The sequence below is a fragment of the Caballeronia sp. dw_19 genome (assembly GCF_018449515.1).
GTDB lineage: Bacteria > Pseudomonadota > Gammaproteobacteria > Burkholderiales > Burkholderiaceae > Caballeronia.
In genome coordinates, this window is sequence record NZ_JAAVUQ010000044.1 from 19,128 (window position 1) to 41,683 (window position 22,556).

Sequence of the window (22,556 nt, forward strand, 5' to 3'; positions counted from 1 at the left end):
CAGCTAGACACAACCGGTGAGATTCGCGATGAAAGGCGCTGACGAAGTCCTGCTTGTGATCGATGTCCAGAATGATTTCATGCCTCGCGGCGCGTTGCCGGTCGCTCATGGCGATGAAGTCGTGCCCGTGATCAACCGCCTCGCGCGTGCGTTTTCGCATGTGGTGGTGACACAGGACTGGCATCCGGCGAAGCACGTTTCCTTCGCCGAGAATCACGCGGGGCGCGCGCCTTTCGACATGGCCACGCTGAGCTATGGCCAGCAGGTTTTGTGGCCGACCCATTGTGTGCAGGACACGGACGGCGCGGCGCTGCATCGCGATCTGGACGTGCCGCACGCGCGGCTGGTGATCCGCAAGGGTCATCACGTGGACGTCGATAGTTATTCGGCCTTCATGGAGGCTGATCGCACGACGCCGACGGGCCTCACGGGTTATCTCCGCGATGTCGGCGCGAAGCGGGTCTATTGCTGCGGGCTGGCGACGGATTATTGCGTCGCGTGGTCGGCGCTCGATGCACGCAGCGCGGGTTTCGAAGCGGTCGTTATCGACGATGCCTGTCGCGCGATCGACCTCGACGGCTCGCTTGCGCGCGCGTGGGAGCAGATGACGGCAGCGGGTGTATCGCGAATCGGATCGACGGACTTGCTACGCTGAACGGCAGGTTGAACTAGCGGGCTTAATTTAAAAGCCGCCGGGTTTAGCCAAATGAACCAACACTATTCGTATTCGAAGTGGAGACAAGCATGACTGACGCGGTAATCGTATCGACGGCACGCACGGGCCTCGCCAAATCCTGGCGCGGCGCATTCAACATGACCCACGGCGCGACGCTCGGCGGGCATGCCACGCAAGCGGCCGTGGCGCGTGCGGGCATTGACCCGGCGCGTGTGGAAGACGTGATCATGGGATGCGCGAATCCGGAAGGCGCGACCGGCATGAACATCGCGCGGCAGATTGCGTTGCGCGCGGGTTTGCCGGTCAGCGTGGCGGGTATGACCGTGAACCGCTTTTGCTCGTCGGGGCTGCAGACGATCGCGCTGGCGGCACAACGCGTGATCGCTGGCGAGGGCGATGTCTATGTGGCCGGCGGCGTGGAATCCATCTCGTGCGTGCAGAACGAGATGAACCAGCACATGCTCTTCGATGGCTGGCTCAAACAACACAGGCCCGCCATCTACTGGTCGATGCTGCAGACGGCCGAGAACGTCGCCAAGCGTTACGAGATATCGAAAGAACGGCAGGACGAGTACGGCGTGCAATCGCAATTGCGCGCCGCTGCGGCGCAAGCGGCAGGCAAGTTCAATGACGAAATCGCGCCTATCACGGTACTGGCCGGTGTCGCCGATAAAGCCACGGGCCGCATGTTCACGAAGGAAGTCACGCTGTCCGCCGATGAAGGCATTCGCGCTGATACGACGCTCGAAGGGGTATCGAAGATTCGCACCGCGATGCCCGGCGGCGTGGTCACGGCGGGCAATGCAAGCCAGTTCTCCGACGGCGCGTCCGCATGTGTGGTGATGAACGCTACGCTGGCAGAGAAAGAAGGGCTGAAGCCGCTGGGGATTTTCCGGGGGTTTGCGGTCGCCGGATGCGAGCCGGATGAAATGGGTATTGGCCCCGTGTTCGCCGTGCCCAAGCTGTTGAAGAAAGCGGGCCTCAAGGTCAGCGATATCGACCTGTGGGAACTGAACGAAGCGTTCGCCGTGCAGGTGCTGTATTGCCGCGACACGTTGGGAATCCCGGCTGACCGCCTGAACGTGAACGGCGGCGCAATTGCGGTGGGGCATCCATACGGCGTGTCGGGCGCGCGGCTCACGGGGCATGCGTTGATCGAAGGCAAGCGGCGCGGCGCGAAGTTTGTCGTGGTGACGATGTGCATTGGCGGCGGGCAGGGCGCGGCCGGGTTGTTTGAAGTAGTGTGATTTTGACCGGTCGCCCGGCGTTTTTGATACGCTTGGGCGATCGGCATAAATCATTCGCTACATTCAGGAGCCTGTCTTGCTACGTCACATCGTCATGTGGAAGTTGAAGGAAAGCGCCGAGGGCGGCACTCGCGCTGAAAACATCATCAAACTGAAAGCCAAACTCGAAAGCTGCCGCAGCATCGTTTCGGGCCAAGGCCACTTCGAAGTAGGCGTTGCGCAACCCGGTTTTGAGGCCACCTGCGACGTGATCCTCGTCTCCGACTTCGACAATCCCGAAGCCCTTCAAGCCTATCAGGTCCACCCGAAGCATCTGGCGATCAAGGACTTCGTTGCAGCGGTACGTGAGTCGCGTCAATGCATCGATTACGAAGTCTGAGACCATGACCGATTTCTCCATACTCCCTGAAAGCCCGTTCGTCGATTCGCTCGGCGTGCAGCTCATCTCCGCCGAAGATGGCGCGAGCGAAGTACTGTTGCCGCTGACCGGCACGCATATGAACACCTGGGGCATTGCACATGGCGGCGTGACCATGACGCTTGCCGACGTCGCCCTCGCGATGGCCGCGCGCAGTCTCGCCGGCGACGGTATCGGCGTGGTCACCGTCGAAATGAAAGTCAATTTCATGCAACCGGGCCGCGGTGAACTCCGCGCGTTTGCCCGCGTGCTGCATCGCTCCACCACCATGGCGTATTGCGAAGGCGAAATCCGAGACAGCGAAGGCCATTTCGTCGCAAAAGCGCTCGGCACCTTCAAATACATGCGCAAGCTCGCCGTCGGCCGCGACATCGTGCAGCAACGCATCCGTTCAGATCCGTCCGCCACACCCGGTCCCAGCGACGCCTGACGCCGTTACTAGCGCACGTTGCCCCCTGATTTATCCCCGGACCGCACAGGAGTATCACGATGTCAGAACACAACTCAATCAATCGCCAGATCCTCCTCGTTTCGCGCCCCCAAGGCGCGGCAAGCGTCGATAACTTCAAACTCGTCGAGACTCCGCTTGCGCCGCTAGCCGAGGGGCAATTGCGCGTGCGCAATCATTTCCTCTCGCTCGATCCGTACATGCGCGGCCGTATGGACGACTCGAAGTCGTACGCCGCATCGCAACCGCTCAACGAGGTGATGATCGGCGGGACCGTGGGCGAAGTGGTGGAATCGAAGAATCCGAAGTTTGCGATCGGCGACAAAGTGGTCGGGGCATACGGCTGGCAGGAATTCGGCACGTCGGATGGGAAGGGCCTGCGTAAAGTCGACGACACCCTTATCCCGCTTTCAACCTATCTCGGCCCGGTCGGCATGCCCGGCGTGACCGCATGGCTTGGGCTCAACAAGATCATCGCGCCGAAAGCGGGTGAAACGGTTGTGGTCAGCGCGGCGAGCGGCGCGGTGGGAAGCGTCGTCGGCCAGTTGGCGAAAGCGGCGGGCTGCCGCGCGGTGGGCATCGCGGGCGGGGCGGACAAATGCCGCTACGTCACCGAGACGCTCGGTTTCGACGCATGCGTCGACTACAAGGCCGGCAACCTCCATGACGACCTCAAGGCGGCGTTGCCCAACGGTGCCGACGGTTACTTCGAAAATGTCGGCGGCGAGATACTGGACGAGGTTCTGTCACGGATGAACGCGTTCGGCCGGATTGCGTTGTGCGGGATGATCGCAAGTTACGACGGTTCGCCGATGCCGCTCAAAAAACCTGCTCTGCTACTCACGCAGCGCTTGAAGGTGCAGGGTTTTATCGTCAGCGAATCGCCGGAAGTGTGGCCCGAGGCGCTCGCGCAACTCGGCGGGCTGGTTGCGCAGAAGAAGCTGCAATATCGCGAGACCATTGCGCAGGGCCTGGAAAATGCGCCGGAGGCTTTTCTCGGATTGCTCAAAGGCAAGAACTTCGGCAAGCAGCTCGTCAAGCTGATCTGAACGTTCGAAATCCAAAAGAGAGAAAGGAGACGCAGTGGATCAGTTCGACGGCAAAGTGGCCGTGATCACGGGCGCCGGCAGCGGTTTTGGCCGCGAGTTTGCATTGAAGGGCGCGGCGCTGGGCATGAAGCTCGTACTCGCCGATGTCGATGTGAAAGGCCTCGCGGAAACGGTGGAAATCGCGCGCGGTTTGGGCGCTGAAGCGCTCGGCGTGCCCACTGATGTCGCCGATGCCACGCAAGTCGATGCGCTTGCACGCACGACTATCGATACCTACTGCGCCGTGCATCTGCTCTTCAATAACGCGGGTGTCGGCACGGGCGGTTTCGTCTGGGAAAGCAGCGCGAACGACTGGGCGTGGGTGTTCGGCGTCAACGTAATGGGCGTGGCGAATGGCGTGCGCGCGTTCACGCCGTTGATGCTCGCGCAGCAAGAGCCGGCGCATATTGTCAACACGGCGTCGGTGGCGGGCTTGCTGTCGGCGCCGGGAATGGGCGTCTATAACGCATCGAAGCACGCGGTCGTCGCGTTGACGGAGACGCTGTATCACGACTTGAAGATCGTCGGCGGCCAGGTGGATTGTTCGTTGCTGTGTCCGGCATTCGTGCCGACAGGCATTGCGAACGCCGAGCGCGCGCGGCCCGAGGGCTTGCGTAATGACGAACCGCTGACGGCATCGCAGCGCATGGCCGGTAAGCAACTCACGAAGGCGGTGGAGAGCGGCAAGCTCAGCGCGAAACAGGTGGCGGAACTGACCTTCGACGCGGTGCGCGACCGGCGGTTTTACGTGCTGACGCATCCGAAGATCCTGGCGTCGGTGCAACTGCGTTTCGATGACGTCGCGCAGTTGCGCAATCCGACCGATCCGTTGTCGTTGAAGCCGGAGGTGAAGGGGTAGGAGGAGGGCATTGGCGAGCTGACGCCCCGAATTCGCCGCTCTATGTCATCATCGCGAGCTTCCAACGCCCACCCATTCCCTGCTCTCATGCCGCTGAATCCTGCCATTGCACAGGTCATCGAACTCATCGCGAAGGCCAAGCGGCCGCCGTTCCACACGCTTTCGGCTTCCGCCGCGCGCGCTTCGTACGAGCGCAGCGCGTTGATTCTCGATATCGCGCCGGCCGCGATGTTCGACGTCCACGAGCTCACCATCCCCACGCGTGATCAAGCGTCCATCCGCGCACGCCTTTATCACCCGGTCGAGCCCAACTGGGCAGCCCCTGCGCCTACGCTGGTCTACTTTCATGGCGGTGGGTTTGTGGTCGGTAGTATCGATACCCACGACTCGCTCTGCCGACGCCTCGCCGCTGACTCCGGTTGCGCGGTGGCATCGGTCGATTACCGGCTCGCACCCGAGCACAAGTTTCCAACCGCCGTGCACGATGCCTTCGACGCCCTCACGTGGCTTCACGCGCAAGCGGCGCCGCTGGGCCTCGACAGCGCGCGTTTCGCGGTCGGCGGTGATAGCGCGGGCGGCACGCTCGCGACGGTCGGCGCATTACTCGCCCGCGATACCGGCATCTCGCTGCGCCTCCAATTGCTGATTTATCCCGGCGTAAGCGCGCGGCAGGATACCCAATCGCATGCGCAATTCGGCGAGGGGTTCGTGTTGTCGGCGAAAACCATTCAGTGGTTTTTCGCGCAGTATCTACGCGACGATAAAGACCGCGACGACTGGCGTTTCGCCCCGCTGGACGCACGCGGGCCAGTGCCGGATTTCACCGGCGTTGCCCCCGCATGGATCGCCGCAGCCGATCACGATCCGCTCTTCGACGAAGACATAGCGTATGCGGCCAAGCTCGAAAGAGCGCATGTCCCGGTCGAACTGGTTCGCTACGAAGGCATGACGCACGAGTTCTTCAAGATGGGCGGTTTTGTGCCGGAGGTAGCGAAAGCGCACGCGGACGCGGCAGATGCATTGCGTCGATACATGGAAGTCACAGAGCGATAGAACCCGGCGCCGGGAGGGAGCTTTACGCGCGCAATCGGAACGCAACGATCCTAAGCCGCCCGCACGATCGTGAACGCATCGCTTCGTTCGAACGCGCCGGGACGTTTGATGTTATGCGAACCATCGTCGTCGCTGATTTCCTTGATTTGCACCGTCAAATCACCGCTCTTACCGTCAACCGCGGCCACGCGCAACGCCGTCGTGCTGCGCGTGCCATAACCCTCTGACTCAATAAACGCCGCCGACAACACGCGCTCGCGCTCAAGCGAGAGCCCGGTGGACGGCAGCAGATGGTCATCGGCGAGTTGGGGATTGCGCATGGTCTCGACCAGACTGTCCAGCGACGGCCGTTCATCGACGTGAAGCAGATCCCTCAGCGCATCGCGTTGCGCGACGAGCTTGGGCCACGGAGTATCGAGCAGACTATTCGACAACCCGTGAATACCGGGGTCAAGCAGGGAAGGCGGGGCATCGGCACGATTGCCGTACCAGGCCATTTCGCGCCGCGTGAAGTCGCCGACAACCAGATTGAACCCGTTGTACCGATGCCCGTCGCGGGCTATCGCGTCCAGATAGGCCATCGGCGCGACCGGTGCGCCGGATAAAAAGTCACTGACCAAAGTACCGCGAGTCGGAGCGTCAGGCCGTACTTCCGCCGGCGCCCGATAGTTCGTCAACGCGGCAAAACGGCCGTCGCGCGTGACGCCGAGCCAGGTTCCGCCGCCCGTCAGATCGCGTCCGGCGAGCACCCCCGGGGCGTTTTCCCACCAGTGCAACGGCTCGGTTTCACGATGAAAAAACTCGTCGCGATTCGCCGCAAGCGTGAGCAATGGGCGCTCAGCATCAGACGACGCCGCGTCCGGTTGCCAATGCGGTTGCCAATCGAAGACAATCAGGCACATGAGCGAACCGTCCGCAATGAATCAGACTTCGCTCGGCAGCGCATAGGGCAGCGGCGAGAATTTCAACGCGGGACCGTCCGCCGCACCGACGTGTACCGAACCCTGTTCAAGCGCCGCGAGCTTGATTTCCACGAGCGCATCCACGCCGCCGCCGGGCGCGGGCGCCACATTGACCACGAGACCGCACGGCTGGCCGGGGTCGTCGGAGTGGAACAGTTCGTCGCCGGGCTTCGCGGTTTCAGCATGGGCCAGCGACGTGCGGCGCTTGATCGTGCCACGATACTGGCTGCGCGCCACCACTTCCTGCCCCGGATAACAGCCCTTCTTGAAGTTGACGCCGCCGAGCACGTCGAAATTGACCATCTGCGGGACGAATTGCTCGGAAGTCGGCTGCGTGATGCGCGGTTCGCCTGCGTGAATGTCGAGCCAGTCCCATAACTCGGCCGGGGCACGCACGAGCTGCTTTTCGATATCGGCGAGGTGCGCTTCCACTTCAGCCTTCGGGCCGACCCACAGGAAGCGCGGCCGGCCGGCGGCATCGGGCACGCGGATCAGCGAGCCAAGCGGACCGTCTACCTTCACATGTACGCCGTCGGGCATGGCGTCGAAGAGATGGGACAGCGTCTTGCGGACATCGCCGGCAAAACCGACCGCGGCGAGCGACGGTGTGGCATCGGCGAGCTTGGCTTTCGCGCGCATCACGAACATCGACAAGCGTTTTTGCACCGACGCCTGTATGTCGGCGGCGATCATCAGGCGCACGGCTTCACCGCTTCGCCACATCAAAAACGACGCCAGCAAGCGGCCTTTCGGCGAGCAATAACCGGCCAGTCGCGCGCTTGACGCGTCCAGGTGCTGGACGTCGCTCGTCAATTGCGTATGAAGAAAAGCAGCGGCGTCGTCGCCGGTTGTATCGATAATGCCGAACTGCGTCAGCGGCACGAACACGCCGGCGTGAAGGACGGCGTCGAAAGGAGATGAAAGCGATGAGACGGTCGGGGAATTCATGAACCTGACTTTGACGGGTGCGAACGAAGTTATTATATGGGTCTAACCACGAGCGTGTTTCGCATGTCCCTTTTGAAGAAATGTTTGATCGCGGCGGTCGTCGCGATCGTGGTTGCCGGTGCGCTCGCAGCGGGCATGTTCAAATGGGCGAATAGCCCGGTCGACCTGGCCTCACCCGAACTCGACATCACCATCAAATCCCACAGTACGCTGCGCAGCGTGGCCCTTCAGCTGGACCGCGGCGGCGCGCGCGTCCAGCAGCAGTTGTTCGTGCTGATGACGCGCGCGCTCGGCCTGTCGTCGCAGCTCAAGTCGGGTAACTATGAGTTCAAGATGGGCATCACGCCCTACGAGATGCTGCAGAAAATCGCCCGCGGCGACGTCAATGAATACGTGGCGACCGTGATCGAAGGGTGGACGTTCCAGAAAATGCGCAACGAACTGGACGGCAATCCGGCGCTGCAGCACGACACAGCCGGCATGACCGACACCGACTTGCTGAAGGCAATCGGCGCGCCGGACGACGTGATTGCGCGGGTGAGCGCGGAGGGCCTGTTTTTCCCCGACACCTATCTCTTCGACAAAGGCACGAGCGACATCGCCGTCTACAAGCGGGCGTACAAGCTGATGCAACAGCGCCTCGCCGAAGCCTGGGCTACCCGCGCGCAGAATTTGCCGTACAAGACGCCTTACGAGGCGCTGATCATGGCGTCGATTGTCGAAAAGGAAACGGGGCGAGCCGCCGACCGGCCGCTGGTCGCGGCTGTGTTCGCGAACCGGCTGCGCATCGGCATGCCGCTGCAAACGGACCCTTCGGTGATCTATGGCCTGGGTTCGGCCTACGGCGGCCGGCTGCATAAAAAAGACCTGCAAACCGACACTCCGTACAATACCTACACGCGCATGGGCCTTCCGCCCGGTCCGATCGCGCTGCCGGGTGTGGCAGCCCTTGCGGCGACGGTCAATCCTGCGTCCAGCACGGCACTGTATTTCGTGTCGCGCGGCGACGGCAGCAGTTTCTTTTCAGACAATCTCGGCGACCACAATCGGGCCGTCGACAAGTACATCCGGGGACAATGATGGTGCGCGGCAGATTTATCACGTTTGAAGGTATCGACGGGGCGGGCAAGACGACGCACCTCGCGTGGTTTCGTCAGCGCCTGGAGGACAAGATCGCAGCCACGGGCCGCTCGGTTGTGATCACGCGGGAACCCGGCGGTACGACGTTGGGAGAAAGCCTGCGGGACTTGCTGCTCAACCAGCCGATGGACCTCGAAACCGAAGCGTTGCTGATGTTCGCCGCGCGCCGTGAACATCTGGCGCAGATCATTGAGCCGGCGTTGGCCCGGGGTGACTGGGTACTGTCGGATCGTTTCTCCGACGCCACCTTCGCGTATCAGGGCGGTGGTCGCGGTTTGCCGCGTGACAAGCTGGAAGCGCTTGAGCGCTGGGTACAGGGCGGTTTTCAGCCGGACCTGACCGTGCTCTTCGACGTCCCGACGAACGTGGCCAGCGAACGACGCGGCGCGGTTCGTTCACCCGACAAGTTCGAGAGCGAATCGGATTCGTTTTTCGGCCGTACGCGGGCGGAATATCTGCGCCGGGCGGCGGAATCGCCGGAGCGATTTGTGATAATCGACGCTACGCATTCGATCGACGATATCCAGAAACAACTTGAAGCAGTGATCGCAAGTATTTGATTTTGATAAAAATCTGTAGATAGAATTTACTTTAAATCTCGTCATTTGATGGTTTTGATATTCGCTTACGTTCGCCGGCACAAACCTTGGCCAGCCTCGAAAAAGCTTCAATTACTGTCAACAAAGAATTGAATTAATTGAACTTAGCCGACAAGTTAAAGTAAATTCAGATTCACAAGATGGCATTGCAAACACCTGATCCAAAAGACTTTTCATGATCTATCCGTGGCAAACCGATGACTGGACCCATCTTGAACAACTGCGTGCAAGCTGGCCGCACGCGTTGCTCCTGCACGGTCGCGCCGGTATCGGTAAATTGCAGTTTGCGCAGCATCTTGCTCAAAGCCTGCTCTGCGAAACCCCAACTGAAACCCGCGAACCATGCGGAAAATGCGTCGCCTGCCTGTGGTTTAGCCAGGGCAACCATCCCGACTATCGCGCGGTCCTGCCGGAAGCGCTCACCGGTGAATTGATCAGCGACGACAAGGCTGATAAGGCAGACGCCGAGGACGGCAAGAAAACGAAAGTGCTGAGCAAGGAGATCAAGATCGATCAGGTGCTCGGGCTGATGAATTTTTTCAGCCTCGGTTCGCACCGGGGCGGTTTGCGGGTCGTGCTGCTGTATCCGGCTGAATCGATCAACGTGTTCGCCGCAAACGCATTGCTCAAGACGCTGGAAGAGCCGCCCGCGGGCGTGGTGTTCATTCTGGTGACGGCGCGCATAGACCGCTTGCTGCCGACGATCATCAGCCGCTGCCGCCAATGGCCGATGACCCTCCCGGCCACCGAACCCGCCGTTGCATGGCTGGCGCAGCAGGGCGTGGAGCGTCCCGCAGCCGTGCTGGCGGAAGCCGGCGGCGCGCCGCTGACCGCGCTGGCGCTCGCCTCCGATGAAAACCGCGCGCTGCGTGATTTCGCGCTGGCGCAACTGGCCGCCGGCCCCGCCTGCGACGCTTTCGCGTGCGGTGAAAGCCTGCAAAAGCTGCCGGTGCCCATGGTGCTTGGCTGGCTGCAGCGCTGGCTTTACGACCTGCTCGCGCAGAAAACGGCGGGGCGTCCGCGCTATTTCCCGGGGGCATCGAAGGCGCTCGAACGCTGCGCCGCGCAGATCGATACCGAGCGTTTCGCCCGCTTTCAAAAGACGGTGACACGGCAGCGCGCGGTGGAAAATCATCCGCTGAATGCGCGGCTGGTGTTCGAAGAACTATTCCTGGGCTACCGCGACGTGTTCACCGGCTGACTACCGACTCACTCTCTTTGCACACCAACGCACCATGAATCCCAATTTCCGCGACGCCACGCTCGACGATCTTCCCGGTATCGTGGCCATTTACAATTCCACCGTGCCCTCGCGCCTTGTTACCGCTGACCTTGAACCGGTCACGGTCGAAAGCCGGCTCGCGTGGTTTCATGCGCATGGCCCGAAAGCACGCCCGCTATGGGTGGTCGAAGAAAATGGCGCGGTCATCGCGTGGCTGAGTTTCTCCGACTTTTACGGCCGCCCAGCCTATCTGCGCACGGCGGAAGTCAGTATCTATCTCGCCGAAAGCGCCCGTGGCAAAGGGCTTGGGAAGCAGTTGCTGCAAGTGGCGCTGGAACGCGCACCGGCGCTGGGTATCGACACGCTGCTGGGTTTCATCTTCGGCCACAACGAAGCGAGCCTGCGCCTGTTCCAGCGCTTCGAATTCCAGACGTGGGGGTCGCTGCCGCGCGTCGCGGTGCTGGACGGCGTTGAACGAGACCTCCTGATTCTCGGACGGCGGCTCGGCTGATCCGATCCATTCAGCTAACCGAACGCTCGCCACCCAACCCAATCCCGCTTTAACGGAATCCCCATGTTCGTCGATTCGCATTGCCACATCAATTTCGAAGGCCTGGCCGACCGCCTGCCCGAAGTGCTCGACAAAATGCGCGAGCTGAAGGTGACGCATGCGTTGTGCGTATCGGTTGATCTGGAAACGCTGCCTTCGGTGTTGAAGATCGCCGAAGAAAACGAGCATATCTACGCATCGGTCGGCGTGCATCCGGATCACGAGGACGCGCGTGAGCCGAGCGTGGCGGATCTCGTGGAATTGGCGCGGCATCCGAAAGTGGTGGCTATTGGCGAGACAGGGCTGGATTATTACCGTCTGGAAGGCCGCAGCATCGCCGATATGGAATGGCAGCGTGAACGCTTCCGCACGCATATCCGGGCGGCGCACGCCACAGCGAAACCGCTGATCATCCACACGCGGTCGTCGTGGGAAGACACGCTGCGGATCATGGCCGAGGAGCGTGCGAGCGTGCCGGGCGGCGTGATGCATTGCTTTACGGAACCGTGGCATGTCGCCGAGGCGGCGCTTGCCCAGGATTTTTACATTTCGCTGTCGGGCATTGTCACGTTCAAGAGCGCGAAAGACGTGCAGGACGTCGCGGGCCGTGTGCCGCTCGAGCGTTTGCTGATTGAAACCGACTCACCGTATCTGGCGCCGGTGCCGTATCGCGGGAAATCGAATGAACCTGCGTACGTAAGTTATGTCGGACGCTTCATCGCGCAATTGCGCGAGATGCCGGAAGAAGCATTGGCGGCAGCCACCACGCTTAATTTTTTCACGCTGTTCAAGATCCCGCAGGCGGTTGGGCACTGAAGCCTGCTACGGTTGTTTACCGTAGTGCGTTGAGACAGGAATGACCCCTTCGCCCGACAGATTCATTATTTCGTTACCAGAACGTTCAGAACGTTAAGTAATCCCCAAGGAACACATGCTTACATTTTCGACGGTTTCCTCTTCGACCCACTCAACACCCTCAACCCGTCAATCCGCGTTGACGCGTAAAACCTGGCGAACCGTGGTAACGGGCCTGGTGCTGACAGCCGCCGCCATCGCGCAACCCGCCTTTGCGACGCCTGCCGACTCCATGATCAAAGCGGTAAAGTTCGACGACATATCTGCCGTTAAAAAGCTGTTGTCACAGGGCGTGGATCCGAATCTCGTCGATGACACCGGCACGCCGCTGCTCGTGATCGCGGCAAGGGAAAAGTCGGACAAGGTAGGCCAACTGCTCGCCGATAACCCGAACATTGACCTTGAAAAGCTCGATCCCGCCGGTGAAAACGCGATGATGCTGGCCGCACTCAACGACGACCTCATCTTCGTGAACCTGCTGATCGCGAAGGACGCGGAAGTGAACAAGAAGGACTGGACGCCGCTGCACTATGCCGCCACCAACGGTCACGACGACGTGGTGAAGGTACTGCTCGACCATTCGGCTTATATCGACTCCGGTTCGCCCAACGGCACGACCCCGCTGATGATGGCGGCGCGCGGCGGCCATCTGTCGACGGTCAAGCTGTTGCTCGATGAAGGCGCGGATCTGCGAGTGAAGAACCAGCTTGGCCTGACGGCGGTTGACTTCGCAAACCAGTATCACGAGAAAGATGTGGCGGAAGGGCTGGCGGCACGGCTGGCAGCGATGCAAAACCAGAGCGCAGCGGGCGCGTCCGGGGCACCGCAAAGCGGCGCAAACAGTGCAAAATGACGCTCGCACGGCGAGCACCTGACTCAGGTTTGACTGACAACAGGTCCCGACCGCGCGAGACGAGGCAAATACGAGGAACAGCGGGCATGATCCGGGAAGGATAAGCCGAAGGAAGGCTAGCCCGGGCGCGCTCGCTGAAAAGACGGGTTTTGGCCAACAAGACAGGATGTTTTCGCCTGCGCGTCCATGCCGGCCCGCAACCGCCAACATAAGAAAGGACCATCATGCAGCGGGTTTTTGTCATGGCCAGTGTGCTCGCGTTTCCGCTTAGCGCGGCCGCGTTCACAGGCAACGATCTGAACATGCTTTGTACGAAGACCGACACAGCCTCGCGCAGCGCATGCGCGGCTTATATAGAAGGTGCCGCTGACGGTATCTACAACACCATCGAAGCCATTGGCGGTACATCGGGACCGCAGATCGGCCAGTATTTTTGCCTGCCAGTCGATGTCAAACCGCAGGAACTGACGGACGCGGTACGCAAGTTCATCGCCGACAATCCCACGCGCGGCAACTTCAACGCCACGACCATGGTATCGCTCGGACTCGGCAAGGCTTTCCCCTGCAAGGCTGAAAATTAAGCAGCCCGATCACCATTCAAGGCGGCGAGGTTCGTCCGCGCCGCCCGCTGGTTCGGTAGCTGCTGCAATGCAATAGAATAGTCATCTCATGGCGCGGCTGGCTGGCCAAGCCGGCCGCCGGTGCCGCTGCGCTGCATGCGCAGGCGGGCCGCATGCACGCACGATCCGTCGTATCCCCCGATATCACCTTCCAAGGCTGATCCCACGACGACGATGACCTCTTTCGACTCCTTCGAGCGAATCGCTTCCGCTCCGCTCAGTACCTGGCCCGGCGCGCTTGTCGTCGCGACGCTCGCCGTGCTGTTCGCCATCGGCGCGCATCGCGTGGGCGCGCGCATCCTGATGCGCATCGCGCGGCCGTATCCGTTGATGAGCGTGGTATTGCGCTTTATCGACAAACCCGCGCTCGCGCTGCTGATCATCCTCGGCCTGGGTTTCGTGCTGGTAGAGGCCCCCGATTCGCTGCCGTTCGCCGCCGCGCTGCGCGACCTGCTCACCGTGATGCTGATTGTCGCGCTGACGTGGCTTGCCGTGCGCTCGGTAGGCGCGGTGGCCGAAGCGCTGGTGCAGGCCCATCCGCTCGACAGCCAGGACAACCTGCAAGCGCGCCGGATTCACACGCAGGCTCGCGTGCTGGCGCGTTCGGTGATGGTGGTGATCGTGATCATTGGATTCGGCGGCGCGTTGATGACCTTTCCCGCCGTGCGTCAGGTCGGCGCGAGTTTGCTGGCCTCGGCGGGCGTGGCGGGGCTGGTCGCCGGGATCGCCGCACGGCCGGTGCTGGGCAACCTGATCGCCGGATTGCAGATCGCATTGTCGCAACCCATCCGGCTCGACGATGTCGTGGTGATCCAGGGCGAATGGGGACGGGTGGAGGAAATCACCGGGACCTATGTATCTATCCGGATCTGGGACCAGCGGCGCCTGATCGTGCCGCTGCAATGGTTTATCGAGAATCCGTTCGCCAACTGGACCCGCAACAGTTCGCAAATCATTGGCACGGTGTTTTTCTATGTGGATTACCGCATGCCGCTTGCACCGATGCGCGAAGAGCTCGACCGGATCTTGCAGAACGCGCCGGAGTGGGACAAGCGCGTGCAGGTGCTGCAGGTCACCGACGCCACCGAAAAGTCCATGCAGCTTCGCGTGCTCGTCAGTTCCTTCGATTCCGGCTTGAACTGGGATCTTCGATGCCGGGTGCGCGAAGGTCTGTTGAACTTCATGCAGTCGTCGTATCCGCAGTTCCTGCCGCGCACGCGGGCGGATATATCGCAGGAAGGGGAGGATGCCGATTTTGTTGCGCCGCTCGGGCGCAGCATGGCGGACGGCCATGAGAGCGCGGGCGGAACGATCAGACCGCCGGCATCCAGCCGGACAGCCAACACGGAAGCCGATCCGGTGGCGAGCCGGGGAGAGCGGCACGGCCCGGACGCATCGGGGAATTCGGCGGCAAGCACCGCCCCGAGTGCGCCCGGCGGCGGCGCGGCGAAACCCGCTGAGCGGCGCTGAGCCGGGCGGTGGCATCGAGATTGCGGACAAGCTGACACAGACCACGAAGCAGGCCCGGGCATTACCGAACGCGAGAATGAAATTGAACCGAGTGAAATTGAACCGAGGCCGTTGCCCGGAGCCGAACGAAGGTCATCAGCAGAAAAATAAACGGCACGACCCTCGCACGTAATGTGGCCAGGGTGGCTATGAAAATTACGACCATGAAAAAAATACACACACCCTGAACAGAATCGCAAAAAAGGAAGCCAGTAATGACCCGCCTAGTCGTTGTATCGAACCGAGTAGCCTCTCCGACCGAAACCAAAGGCTCCGCCGGCGGCCTCGCCGTGGGTGTGTTCGGCGCGCTGAAGGACAGCGGCGGCGTCTGGTTCGGCTGGAGCGGCGACGTAGTCAGCGACAGCGTGGCGAACCAGGGACCGAAACTCGAACAGGACGGCGCGGTCACGTTCGCCACCGTGGGCTTGCCGAAGAAGGATTACGACCAGTATTACCGGGGGTTTTCGAACGCGACCTTATGGCCTGTCTTCCATTATCGCAACGACCTGGCCGTCTACGACCGCGAGGAATACGCGGGCTACAGGCGGGTCAATTCGTGGCTGGCGCATCGCGCAATCAAGCTGCTGCAACCCGACGATGTCATCTGGGTCCACGACTACCACCTGATCCCGTTTGGCGAGGCGCTGCGTTCGGAAGGCGTGACCAACCGCATGGGCTTTTTCCTGCATATCCCGTTTCCGTCACCGCAGATTCTGCTCAACATTCCGCCGCACGCGGAACTGGTCAAGTCGCTGTGCTGCTATGACGTGGTGGGTTTCCAGACGCCCGGCGACCAGGCTGCTTTCCACGATTACATCGTGCGTCACGCGCATGGAACGGCCACGGCCGATGGCGAAGTGGAAGCGTTCGGCCGCCGGCTTAAAACCGGCGTGTACCGCATCGGCATCTTCCCTGATGAAATCGCCGAGCAAGCCACCCGCGGCGAAGCGCGTCAGGATGTGATGGACCTGAAGCAGAGCCTGGAAGGCCGCAAGCTCATCATGAGCGTGGACCGGCTGGACTATTCGAAGGGCCTGGTCGAGCGCTTCAAGGCGTTCGAACATTTCCTCGAAAAATCGCCCGAATGGCGGGGCAATGTCACGCTGGTGCAGATCGCGCCGCCCACGCGCTCGGACGTGGATACCTACCAGCAGATCCGCCATAACCTGGAATACGAAGCAGGACGTATCAACGGCCGTTACTCGGGCCTCGACTACACGCCGATCCGCTATATGAATCAGCGTTATGACCGGTGGAAACTGATGTCGCTGTTTCGCGAGTCACAGATCGGGCTGGTCACGCCGTTACGCGACGGCATGAACCTGGTCGCGAAGGAATATGTCGCGGCGCAAAATCCCGACGATCCCGGCGTGCTCGTGCTGTCCCAGTTCGCGGGCGCCGCCGATGAAATGAAGGGCGCACTAATGGTAAATCCGCACGACATAGTCGGCATGAGCGAGGCTATTGGGCGGGCGCTCTCCATGCCGCTCGCCGAACGCCGCGAGCGCTACGAAACCAGCATGGTGATGCTTCGCAAGTACGACCTGGGCGTCTGGCGCGACTCGTTTCTCGCCGACCTGCGAGGCGTGAACTTGAACAAACAGCCGAACAAACGCCCGGCGGGCAACAAATAACAACACATGCAGCGTCGATTTAAAAACGCTGTCCGCCAACGGGATATCGGCCTGAAAACCGCAGGAATTCGACGATATTCGAGTGTTTCGCGACTGTAACAGGGTCGTGAAAGTGAAAGTTTTGTCAACGCGTTGGCTTCCACGGCCAATAATAGGGTGTCGTTCGCACGCATCGCGCGCGGGCGACCGGCACCCCTGCCGATCAATATCACAGACTAAACATCACGGCGAAGTCAGACCGAGTGGAGACGCGGACAATGAGAATTGCACAAATAGCCCCCTTGACCGAATCAGTACCGCCCAAGTTGTATGGCGGCACTGAACGGGTTGTTTCGTATATCACCGAGGCGCTGGTTGAACTCGGCCACGACGTGACCCTGTTCGCTTCAGGCGACTCGCAAACCAAGGCGAAGCTGGAAGCCGTGTGGCCGCGCGCGTTGCGCCTGGACCCGGCTATCCGCGACCGGATCGCCCCGCATATGCTGCTGATGGAAATGGTGCGGCGCCGCGCCGACGACTTCGACGTGCTGCATTTCCACATGGATTACTACTCGTTCTCGCTGTTCAAACGCCAGGACACGCCGTTCGTCACCACGCTGCATGGCCGGCTTGATTTGCCGGAGCAGCAACCGATCTTCAATACGTTCGATACCGCGCCGGTCATCTCCATTTCGGACGCGCAACGTCATCCGTTGCCGCAGGCCAAATGGCTGACCACCGTGTATCACGGGCTGCCGGAAAGGCGCTACTTGCCGCAGCCGGTCGAACAGACGTACCTGGCGTTCCTTGGGCGTATATCGCCGGAAAAACGCGTCGATACCGCCATCCGGATTGCCGGTCGGTGCGGGATGAAAATCAGGATCGCGGCGAAGGTGGACGCGGCGGACCGCGAGTACTACGAACGCGAAATCGCGCCGCTGATGAAGTTGCCATATGTGGAATTCATCGGTGAAATCGACGATGACCAGAAGGCCGGCTTTCTCTCCGGCGCCCACGCGCTGCTCTTCCCGATCGACTGGCCGGAGCCGTTCGGACTGGTCATGATCGAGGCGATGGCGTGCGGCACGCCGGTGATCGCGTTCAATCGCGGAGCCGTGCCGGAAGTGGTGGACGAGGGCGTGACGGGGTTTATCGTCGAGGACGAGATTGGCGCCGTGGCGGCGGTGAACCGGCTGCATACCGTGTCGCGCGAGGGCGTACGCAAGCGCTTCGAGGAACGCTTCACCTCGCGTCGCATGGCGCAGCAATATGTTGATGCTTATCAGGCGGTCGTGCGCGCGCAAAAGCGTTCACGCTTCAAGCTGATCGACAGCGCAGCCAGTTGAACGGCGCGCCTGAAAAGCGCTTCGCGAGCTTCAGAGCCAATCAAGAAAGCCATAAAGAAAACCGCCGCGCAGCACGACCAGAAGGTCGTGCTGCGCGGCGGTTTTAACTTATGCGTGCGTGATTCAGGATTCAGGCCGGCTCAGGCCGGCTTTAGCCAGCCGAAGACCCCGATCAGATCTTCAGACGCGATACCTTCGTGCCTTCCAGCGAAAGGTTAGCCATCAGGCCAGCGTTTGTCAGCACGAACACTTCGACCGGCGCCGTTGCGGTGTCCGAATCGATATTGCCGTTCGCGCCCATCTTGACCAGCGCGACCGATGCATCGCCGCCGACCGACCAGCCGTCCGTATTGCGGAATTTGTCGAGCGCGTCCTGCGTCATGAACAGGAAGATGATCGCCTTCGATTGCGCGCCTGCTTGCAGGCCAATCGACGCCGACGTCGTGCTGTAGTAGCCGACCGAGCCGCCGCCAACCCGCAATGCACCCTTGCCGTACTGCGCCCCGACGATGAAACCTGCCGCCAGCACCGACGGGAACACGAGCACGCCGCGCGCCTTGCCGACCAGCTCACGCGAGCCGCGAGCGGTGACGTAGAGGCGTTGCATGGTTGCGTCGACATCCGCATCGATCGAACGGCGTGCGTCCGCGTCGCCGGCGGTCTGTTGTGCGCCTTGATTCGACGTTGTCGTGCAACCGGCTAGCGCGAAGCCACCCATTGCAAGCGCGGCGGTCGATTTGATCATGAAGTTTCGTCTTTGCATCGTTTTCTCCATCGTGGTTTTTTGGGAAACCCCATCTACGAGTGTTGCAGCATGGCGTTTTATAACACAGCACGTCCGTGAGCAACATGTCCTGAAATGTCGCGGAGCCTTACCCCGCTTGGCTTGCGCCGTGTCAGGCAGATGTAGTGAGGTAATTTTGACCTGCCCGGTCGAGACGCCGTCCGCGTCAGAGAACGCTTGTTTGCACGAAACATTCGTCCCTCGCAACAGACAAGATCCGAAGACGCAAACGGTGGGCCAGCCCTTCCTGGCCGCTCGAATTTCGGTCAAAGTTACCCGTCAAAATAAAACGAAAAACTTCGTGAGATAGTGCAAAAAACTGCAGAGGCGTTGTCTCCACATCGCAATGTGATGTTTTTACGGCTTGGCAATCCGAGTGGATTCATTGGCTTGCTTCGCTTTGTCATTTTTTGTGGCGGGGCGACGGAGGGCGCGTCGAATCACGCCGATCACGGCGCCCAGCAAAAACAGCGTGATCGCCGGCACGACCCAATAACCGACAAACGCATGCCATAGATAACCGAACAGCACGCTGCGGCGAGTCGAATACTCCTCCAGGGCATCCTGGTTCTTGGCGGCATTGGCTGCGACTACGTCGGGCGGACAGCCGGCCGTGCGCGCTTCGTCGAGGGAACCGTGGCAGCGCGAAACGGCGGCAGAGGCACGTTGCGCGTCCGTGAACGTCCAGGTGGAGAGGGAGTGGGCAAGATCCTGGGCATCGTACGAGAGCTGTTCGCGAAGCTCGTTTGCCGCAACGATCATGATCGGGACCGCCCAAAAAATGATCACAACCAGCCACCGCCTGAACCAGCGGTTTTTATATCGCCATACCATCCTTGGGGCCTCCGTCTATTGCAATGCTGCAAGCCGGCTAGACTGTGGCGGACCGATGGCGCATTAGTTATTCTGGTGGGCCGCCTTCGCATCATCTTATGAGATAAAACGCGCGCCGCGTAGCACGACCGTAGCTGCACTGCAATAAGACGGGGCGGGGTTTTCCCGGGTTCGGGACTTTACTTACCCGCTTACTTGCCCGCCTACTTACCCGCGATTCGTGCGTGATTTATGCCCGAAAAAACCATGAAAAAAGCCGCGTGTTCAAAGGCACGCGGCTTTAACAAACAATTGAACGTCACCTCGCTCCGGTTCAGCCCTTGTTACTGAGACAGTCCTTCATGAAGGCTTTCCGATCGTCGCCTTTCTTGCCCGTCGCCGATTTATTGCACGCCGTCATTTTCTGCTGCTGAGTCATCGGAGCGGCAGCAGCAGGCCCTGACGAGAGGCAATCTTTCATGAAGGCCTTGCGGTCATCGCCTTTCTTGCCCGAAGCCTGCGCATTGCAGGTTGTCATCTTCGATTGCTGGCTGTTATCGGCAAACGCCGGTGTTGCAGCGAAGGTCGCGCTTAAAGCGACGCCCAATGCGAGCGTTGCCATGGTTGCCCGGATCTTCATGCGTTTTCTCCCTTTAAATGAATGACATGAAACGAGGTGAGGTGCTGCAAGGTCAGGCACATATCTATCCCGCTCAATACGGCTGCGGCTTTTGCCGTGGCTTTTGCCGTCATTGCCATCGTCAGGCGGCTTGATCAGGCAAACCCAAGGTAACCCATTATGGCAAAAAGCCATACAAATGCCGTACGGTTTCGAACCTCAAAAATCGAAAAGCACATAACGTCCGCGTCATTCAAAAGGCGCTCGCAATAATCGCTTCACGCCGATTAACACCAATTCGATCTGTTCCGTGTCCATTGATACGCGCTCTGTAAGCTTTCTTTATCGGACGACAACGGTTCTGGACAGGAGGCTTACAATTTTCATTTCGGCTGCGCGCTTGAACGGCCAATGACGCTCGATGATTTCGCGACCGGCAACGACCGGCACCTACCGGTCTCCACAGGGGCAAGCCTCCGTTGTAGCGTCGCAACATTAGCGCGAACGGTGTCAACACGCGGACAAAGCGCCTTCACAGTCTCTGCCTACACTCTTCGTGCGCAGCGTTGCAAAGCCGTGCGATCCTGTCGTTCTACTGCTTAAAGGAGTCGCGTATGTCCCGCCCCTTGTCCGATCATTACAAAGGTTTTGAAATCACCGTCCAGGCATTGCGTCGTGGCAAAGAGCGCGACGAGCCGGACGACGGCCCGCGTCATTTCGACATCATCGTCAACATTTCGCGCAGCGCCAGCGGCGAGGGCGGGAAGTCGGAAATGTTCGGCGTGCCGGAGCAGGAACCGTTCAACAGCCCGATCGACGCGACACGAGCGGGTATTGACTATGCGAGGGCGATCATCGACAAGAAGGTGCAAGGGGAGTCCGTCGATGAGCTGTAAAAGCCGGCCGGCATAGTTGCATCACGCGTTGCACCAGAATCAGGGCCAACAGCAATTGCGGTAGGCGGCGCAAGCGTCCACGCTCATCGGGCCGTACGAGGCGTGCTTTCACCTGGACGAAAAACACGCAAGTCCGCACGGGAATCCCGCACAACGTTGAATCCCATCTATCTGACGGAGTCGTGTCCCGATGTCCGGCACGACGGCCCGATATCCCCACCAAGGGCAGCCCGAGGTAGCCGAGAAGCTGCCGGAAGCAGCAACCCAACACGCCCACACCCATCCTGTTTCAGCCAATAACTGAATATCCGATAACTCAAAACGAAACCAGGAGATATGCCGCATGAACTCACATCACAAACCTGTCGAACCCGCGCTGCGCCGCCGTTTCATGTCTGTCGCGCTGTCACTGGGCGCGTGCGCCATGTTGCCGTTGTCGCTGTATTCCACCGGCGCCGCCGCGCAAGCCGCGCATAAGCCGAAGGTCGCGCTCGTGATGAAATCGCTGGCGAACGAGTTTTTCCTGACCATGGAAACCGGCGCCAAGGATTATCAGAAACACAACTCGAGTCAGTTTGACCTGATCACCAACGGCATCAAGGACGAAACCGATACCGCGAACCAGATTCGCATTGTCGAGCAGATGATCGTCTCGAAGGTCGATGCGCTCGTGATCGCCCCGGCTGATTCCAAGGCGCTCGTCCCGGTCGTCAAGAAGGCCGTGGATGCAGGGATCATCGTGGTGAATATCGACAACCGGCTGGACCCGGACGTGCTCAAGTCGAAGGACCTGAACGTGCCGTTCGTCGGCCCGGACAACGCGAAGGGCGCGAGGCTGGTCGGAGATTATCTGGCCAAGCGACTCAAGGCCGGCGATGAAGTCGGCATTATCGAAGGCGTGTCGACCACCACCAACGCACAGCAACGCACGGCCGGTTTCAAGCAAGCGATGCAGGCGGGCGGCATGAAGGTTGTTGCGCTGCAATCGGGCGACTGGGAAATCGACAAGGGCAACGCGGTGGCATCGCAGATCCTGAACGCGAACCCGAACATCAAGGCGCTGCTGTGCGGCAACGACAACATGGCGCTCGGCGCGGTGGCTGCGGTGCGGGCGGCGGGTAAGGCAGGCAAGGTGCAGGTCGTCGGCTACGACAACATCAACGCCATCAAACCGATGCTCGCCGACGGCCGGGTGCTTGCAACGGCCGATCAATACGCCGCGAAACAAGCGGTATTTGGTATCGACACGGCTTTGAAAGCGATTTCCGAGCATAAGAAACAGTCGGAATTGTCAGGCATGGTCGAAACACCGGTGGTCCTGATTACCAAAAAATAGGTATTACACGCATAGGAAATTTGATTTGTCTGCTTAAAATCTTAAGAAACGGGCGCCGCTGCCGATAAACGAGAGAATGGGATGATCAACTCGTTTTTTCGA

General features: G+C 60.5%; 24 protein-coding genes. 19 read left to right on the forward strand and 5 right to left on the reverse strand.

Going from position 1 to position 22,556, the window contains the following annotated elements; translation table 11 throughout:
• The first annotated feature begins 28 nt into the window (after nucleotides 1-28).
• The 7 genes from pncA to HB376_RS34965 all read left to right on the forward strand — a co-directional run bounded on the left by pncA (nucleotide 29) and on the right by HB376_RS34965 (nucleotide 5,789).
• Nucleotides 29-655 (forward strand): bifunctional nicotinamidase/pyrazinamidase, encoded by a 627-nt coding sequence (pncA, locus tag HB376_RS34935; protein WP_213768268.1) that lies wholly within the window; start codon nucleotides 29-31, stop codon nucleotides 653-655.
• Between the two features lie 89 nt (nucleotides 656-744).
• Nucleotides 745-1,923, forward strand: coding sequence for an acetyl-CoA C-acyltransferase (locus tag HB376_RS34940; RefSeq protein ID WP_213768269.1), 1,179 nt, complete (start codon nucleotides 745-747; stop codon nucleotides 1,921-1,923).
• A 76-nt stretch (nucleotides 1,924-1,999) separates the two neighbouring features.
• Complete coding sequence (locus HB376_RS34945) at nucleotides 2,000-2,302, forward strand: Dabb family protein (protein WP_255631742.1); 303 nt, start codon at nucleotides 2,000-2,002, stop codon at nucleotides 2,300-2,302.
• Nucleotides 2,303-2,306: 4 nt separating this feature from the next.
• Nucleotides 2,307-2,771 carry a PaaI family thioesterase gene (locus HB376_RS34950; RefSeq protein ID WP_213768270.1) on the forward strand — a complete coding sequence of 155 codons (465 nt, stop codon included), beginning with the start codon at nucleotides 2,307-2,309 and terminating at the stop codon, nucleotides 2,769-2,771.
• A gap of 59 nt (nucleotides 2,772-2,830) precedes the next feature.
• Entirely contained in the window at nucleotides 2,831-3,838 is a 1,008-nt protein-coding gene (locus HB376_RS34955) for an NADP-dependent oxidoreductase (RefSeq protein WP_213768271.1), read from the forward strand.
• A 34-nt stretch (nucleotides 3,839-3,872) separates the two neighbouring features.
• On the forward strand, nucleotides 3,873-4,736 hold the full coding sequence (locus HB376_RS34960; RefSeq protein ID WP_213768272.1) for an SDR family NAD(P)-dependent oxidoreductase: 864 nt from the start codon (nucleotides 3,873-3,875) through the stop codon (nucleotides 4,734-4,736).
• An 87-nt stretch (nucleotides 4,737-4,823) separates the two neighbouring features.
• The gene (locus HB376_RS34965) at nucleotides 4,824-5,789 is read left to right on the forward strand and encodes an alpha/beta hydrolase (protein ID WP_213768273.1); all 966 of its coding nucleotides are present in this window, start codon (nucleotides 4,824-4,826) and stop codon (nucleotides 5,787-5,789) included.
• A gap of 50 nt (nucleotides 5,790-5,839) precedes the next feature.
• Here HB376_RS34965 and HB376_RS34970 read toward each other — a convergent pair whose 3' ends face one another.
• Together HB376_RS34970 and HB376_RS34975 are read right to left on the reverse strand one after the other, a co-directional pair.
• Nucleotides 5,840-6,691: an NRDE family protein gene (locus HB376_RS34970; RefSeq protein WP_213768274.1), complete on the reverse strand. Its 852-nt coding sequence runs from the start codon at nucleotides 6,689-6,691 to the stop codon at nucleotides 5,840-5,842.
• A 21-nt stretch (nucleotides 6,692-6,712) separates the two neighbouring features.
• Nucleotides 6,713-7,699, reverse strand: a complete 987-nt coding sequence (locus tag HB376_RS34975; protein ID WP_213768275.1) for a folate-binding protein — start codon at nucleotides 7,697-7,699, stop codon at nucleotides 6,713-6,715.
• Between the two features lie 63 nt (nucleotides 7,700-7,762).
• Between HB376_RS34975 and mltG the strand changes: the two genes are divergently transcribed.
• The 10 genes from mltG to HB376_RS35025 all read left to right on the forward strand — a co-directional run bounded on the left by mltG (nucleotide 7,763) and on the right by HB376_RS35025 (nucleotide 18,006).
• On the forward strand, nucleotides 7,763-8,779 hold the full coding sequence (gene mltG / locus HB376_RS34980) for an endolytic transglycosylase MltG (protein ID WP_213768276.1): 1,017 nt from the start codon (nucleotides 7,763-7,765) through the stop codon (nucleotides 8,777-8,779).
• On the forward strand, nucleotides 8,779-9,399 hold the full coding sequence (tmk, locus tag HB376_RS34985) for a dTMP kinase (RefSeq protein ID WP_213768277.1): 621 nt from the start codon (nucleotides 8,779-8,781) through the stop codon (nucleotides 9,397-9,399). Before mltG ends, tmk begins: the two co-directional genes overlap by 1 nt.
• Before the next feature lie 214 nt (nucleotides 9,400-9,613).
• Nucleotides 9,614-10,639 carry a DNA polymerase III subunit delta' gene (locus tag HB376_RS34990; protein WP_213768278.1) on the forward strand — a complete coding sequence of 342 codons (1,026 nt, stop codon included), beginning with the start codon at nucleotides 9,614-9,616 and terminating at the stop codon, nucleotides 10,637-10,639.
• A 34-nt stretch (nucleotides 10,640-10,673) separates the two neighbouring features.
• Entirely contained in the window at nucleotides 10,674-11,171 is a 498-nt protein-coding gene (locus tag HB376_RS34995) for a GNAT family N-acetyltransferase (RefSeq protein ID WP_213768279.1), read from the forward strand.
• A 63-nt stretch (nucleotides 11,172-11,234) separates the two neighbouring features.
• Nucleotides 11,235-12,026: a TatD family hydrolase gene (locus HB376_RS35000; RefSeq protein ID WP_213768280.1), complete on the forward strand. Its 792-nt coding sequence runs from the start codon at nucleotides 11,235-11,237 to the stop codon at nucleotides 12,024-12,026.
• Nucleotides 12,027-12,141: 115 nt separating this feature from the next.
• Nucleotides 12,142-12,918: an ankyrin repeat domain-containing protein gene (locus HB376_RS35005; protein ID WP_213768281.1), complete on the forward strand. Its 777-nt coding sequence runs from the start codon at nucleotides 12,142-12,144 to the stop codon at nucleotides 12,916-12,918.
• 224 nt (nucleotides 12,919-13,142) lie between these two features.
• A complete protein-coding gene (locus HB376_RS35010) occupies nucleotides 13,143-13,499 on the forward strand; it encodes a Rap1a/Tai family immunity protein (RefSeq protein ID WP_213768282.1) in 357 nt (118 codons plus the stop codon).
• A gap of 213 nt (nucleotides 13,500-13,712) precedes the next feature.
• Entirely contained in the window at nucleotides 13,713-15,008 is a 1,296-nt protein-coding gene (locus tag HB376_RS35015; protein ID WP_213768283.1) for a mechanosensitive ion channel domain-containing protein, read from the forward strand.
• A gap of 254 nt (nucleotides 15,009-15,262) precedes the next feature.
• Complete coding sequence (gene otsA / locus HB376_RS35020) at nucleotides 15,263-16,681, forward strand: alpha,alpha-trehalose-phosphate synthase (UDP-forming) (protein WP_213768284.1); 1,419 nt, start codon at nucleotides 15,263-15,265, stop codon at nucleotides 16,679-16,681.
• 257 nt (nucleotides 16,682-16,938) lie between these two features.
• Nucleotides 16,939-18,006, forward strand: a complete 1,068-nt coding sequence (locus HB376_RS35025; protein ID WP_213768285.1) for a glycosyltransferase family 4 protein — start codon at nucleotides 16,939-16,941, stop codon at nucleotides 18,004-18,006.
• Nucleotides 18,007-18,178: 172 nt separating this feature from the next.
• On the opposite strand, the gene HB376_RS35030 is transcribed toward HB376_RS35025, so the two are convergent.
• The 3 genes from HB376_RS35030 to HB376_RS35040 all read right to left on the reverse strand — a co-directional run bounded on the left by HB376_RS35030 (nucleotide 18,179) and on the right by HB376_RS35040 (nucleotide 20,243).
• Nucleotides 18,179-18,769, reverse strand: a complete 591-nt coding sequence (locus HB376_RS35030; protein ID WP_213768286.1) for a YSC84-related protein — start codon at nucleotides 18,767-18,769, stop codon at nucleotides 18,179-18,181.
• Between the two features lie 378 nt (nucleotides 18,770-19,147).
• A complete protein-coding gene (locus tag HB376_RS35035) occupies nucleotides 19,148-19,624 on the reverse strand; it encodes a hypothetical protein (protein ID WP_213768287.1) in 477 nt (158 codons plus the stop codon).
• Between the two features lie 313 nt (nucleotides 19,625-19,937).
• Nucleotides 19,938-20,243 (reverse strand): PsiF family protein, encoded by a 306-nt coding sequence (locus HB376_RS35040; protein ID WP_213768307.1) that lies wholly within the window; start codon nucleotides 20,241-20,243, stop codon nucleotides 19,938-19,940.
• A 593-nt stretch (nucleotides 20,244-20,836) separates the two neighbouring features.
• On the opposite strand from HB376_RS35040, the gene HB376_RS35045 reads away from it, so the two are divergent.
• Nucleotides 20,837-21,118: a hypothetical protein gene (locus tag HB376_RS35045; protein WP_213768288.1), complete on the forward strand. Its 282-nt coding sequence runs from the start codon at nucleotides 20,837-20,839 to the stop codon at nucleotides 21,116-21,118.
• Nucleotides 21,119-21,542: 424 nt separating this feature from the next.
• Nucleotides 21,543-22,454, forward strand: coding sequence for a sugar ABC transporter substrate-binding protein (locus HB376_RS35050; RefSeq protein ID WP_255631743.1), 912 nt, complete (start codon nucleotides 21,543-21,545; stop codon nucleotides 22,452-22,454).
• The last annotated feature ends 102 nt before the right edge of the window (nucleotides 22,455-22,556 follow it).

What these genes read in the sequence shown, in the direction of transcription:
- pncA (WP_213768268.1), top strand. Translation starts at nt 29, where the DNA reads ATGAAAGGCGCTGACGAAGTCCTGCTTGTGATCGATGTCCAGAATGAT.
- HB376_RS34940 (WP_213768269.1), top strand. Translation starts at nt 745, where the DNA reads ATGACTGACGCGGTAATCGTATCGACGGCACGCACGGGCCTCGCCAAA.
- HB376_RS34950 (WP_213768270.1), top strand. Translation starts at nt 2,307, where the DNA reads ATGACCGATTTCTCCATACTCCCTGAAAGCCCGTTCGTCGATTCGCTC.
- HB376_RS34955 (WP_213768271.1), top strand. Translation starts at nt 2,831, where the DNA reads ATGTCAGAACACAACTCAATCAATCGCCAGATCCTCCTCGTTTCGCGC.
- HB376_RS34965 (WP_213768273.1), top strand. Translation starts at nt 4,824, where the DNA reads ATGCCGCTGAATCCTGCCATTGCACAGGTCATCGAACTCATCGCGAAG.
- HB376_RS34970 (WP_213768274.1), bottom strand. Translation starts at nt 6,691, where the DNA reads ATGTGCCTGATTGTCTTCGATTGGCAACCGCATTGGCAACCGGACGCG.
- HB376_RS34975 (WP_213768275.1), bottom strand. Translation starts at nt 7,699, where the DNA reads ATGAATTCCCCGACCGTCTCATCGCTTTCATCTCCTTTCGACGCCGTC.
- mltG (WP_213768276.1), top strand. Translation starts at nt 7,763, where the DNA reads ATGTCCCTTTTGAAGAAATGTTTGATCGCGGCGGTCGTCGCGATCGTG.
- tmk (WP_213768277.1), top strand. Translation starts at nt 8,779, where the DNA reads ATGGTGCGCGGCAGATTTATCACGTTTGAAGGTATCGACGGGGCGGGC.
- HB376_RS34990 (WP_213768278.1), top strand. Translation starts at nt 9,614, where the DNA reads ATGATCTATCCGTGGCAAACCGATGACTGGACCCATCTTGAACAACTG.
- HB376_RS34995 (WP_213768279.1), top strand. Translation starts at nt 10,674, where the DNA reads ATGAATCCCAATTTCCGCGACGCCACGCTCGACGATCTTCCCGGTATC.
- HB376_RS35000 (WP_213768280.1), top strand. Translation starts at nt 11,235, where the DNA reads ATGTTCGTCGATTCGCATTGCCACATCAATTTCGAAGGCCTGGCCGAC.
- HB376_RS35005 (WP_213768281.1), top strand. Translation starts at nt 12,142, where the DNA reads ATGCTTACATTTTCGACGGTTTCCTCTTCGACCCACTCAACACCCTCA.
- HB376_RS35010 (WP_213768282.1), top strand. Translation starts at nt 13,143, where the DNA reads ATGCAGCGGGTTTTTGTCATGGCCAGTGTGCTCGCGTTTCCGCTTAGC.
- HB376_RS35015 (WP_213768283.1), top strand. Translation starts at nt 13,713, where the DNA reads ATGACCTCTTTCGACTCCTTCGAGCGAATCGCTTCCGCTCCGCTCAGT.
- otsA (WP_213768284.1), top strand. Translation starts at nt 15,263, where the DNA reads ATGACCCGCCTAGTCGTTGTATCGAACCGAGTAGCCTCTCCGACCGAA.
- HB376_RS35025 (WP_213768285.1), top strand. Translation starts at nt 16,939, where the DNA reads ATGAGAATTGCACAAATAGCCCCCTTGACCGAATCAGTACCGCCCAAG.
- HB376_RS35030 (WP_213768286.1), bottom strand. Translation starts at nt 18,769, where the DNA reads ATGCAAAGACGAAACTTCATGATCAAATCGACCGCCGCGCTTGCAATG.
- HB376_RS35035 (WP_213768287.1), bottom strand. Translation starts at nt 19,624, where the DNA reads ATGGTATGGCGATATAAAAACCGCTGGTTCAGGCGGTGGCTGGTTGTG.
- HB376_RS35040 (WP_213768307.1), bottom strand. Translation starts at nt 20,243, where the DNA reads ATGAAGATCCGGGCAACCATGGCAACGCTCGCATTGGGCGTCGCTTTA.
- HB376_RS35045 (WP_213768288.1), top strand. Translation starts at nt 20,837, where the DNA reads ATGTCCCGCCCCTTGTCCGATCATTACAAAGGTTTTGAAATCACCGTC.
- HB376_RS35050 (WP_255631743.1), top strand. Translation starts at nt 21,543, where the DNA reads ATGTTGCCGTTGTCGCTGTATTCCACCGGCGCCGCCGCGCAAGCCGCG.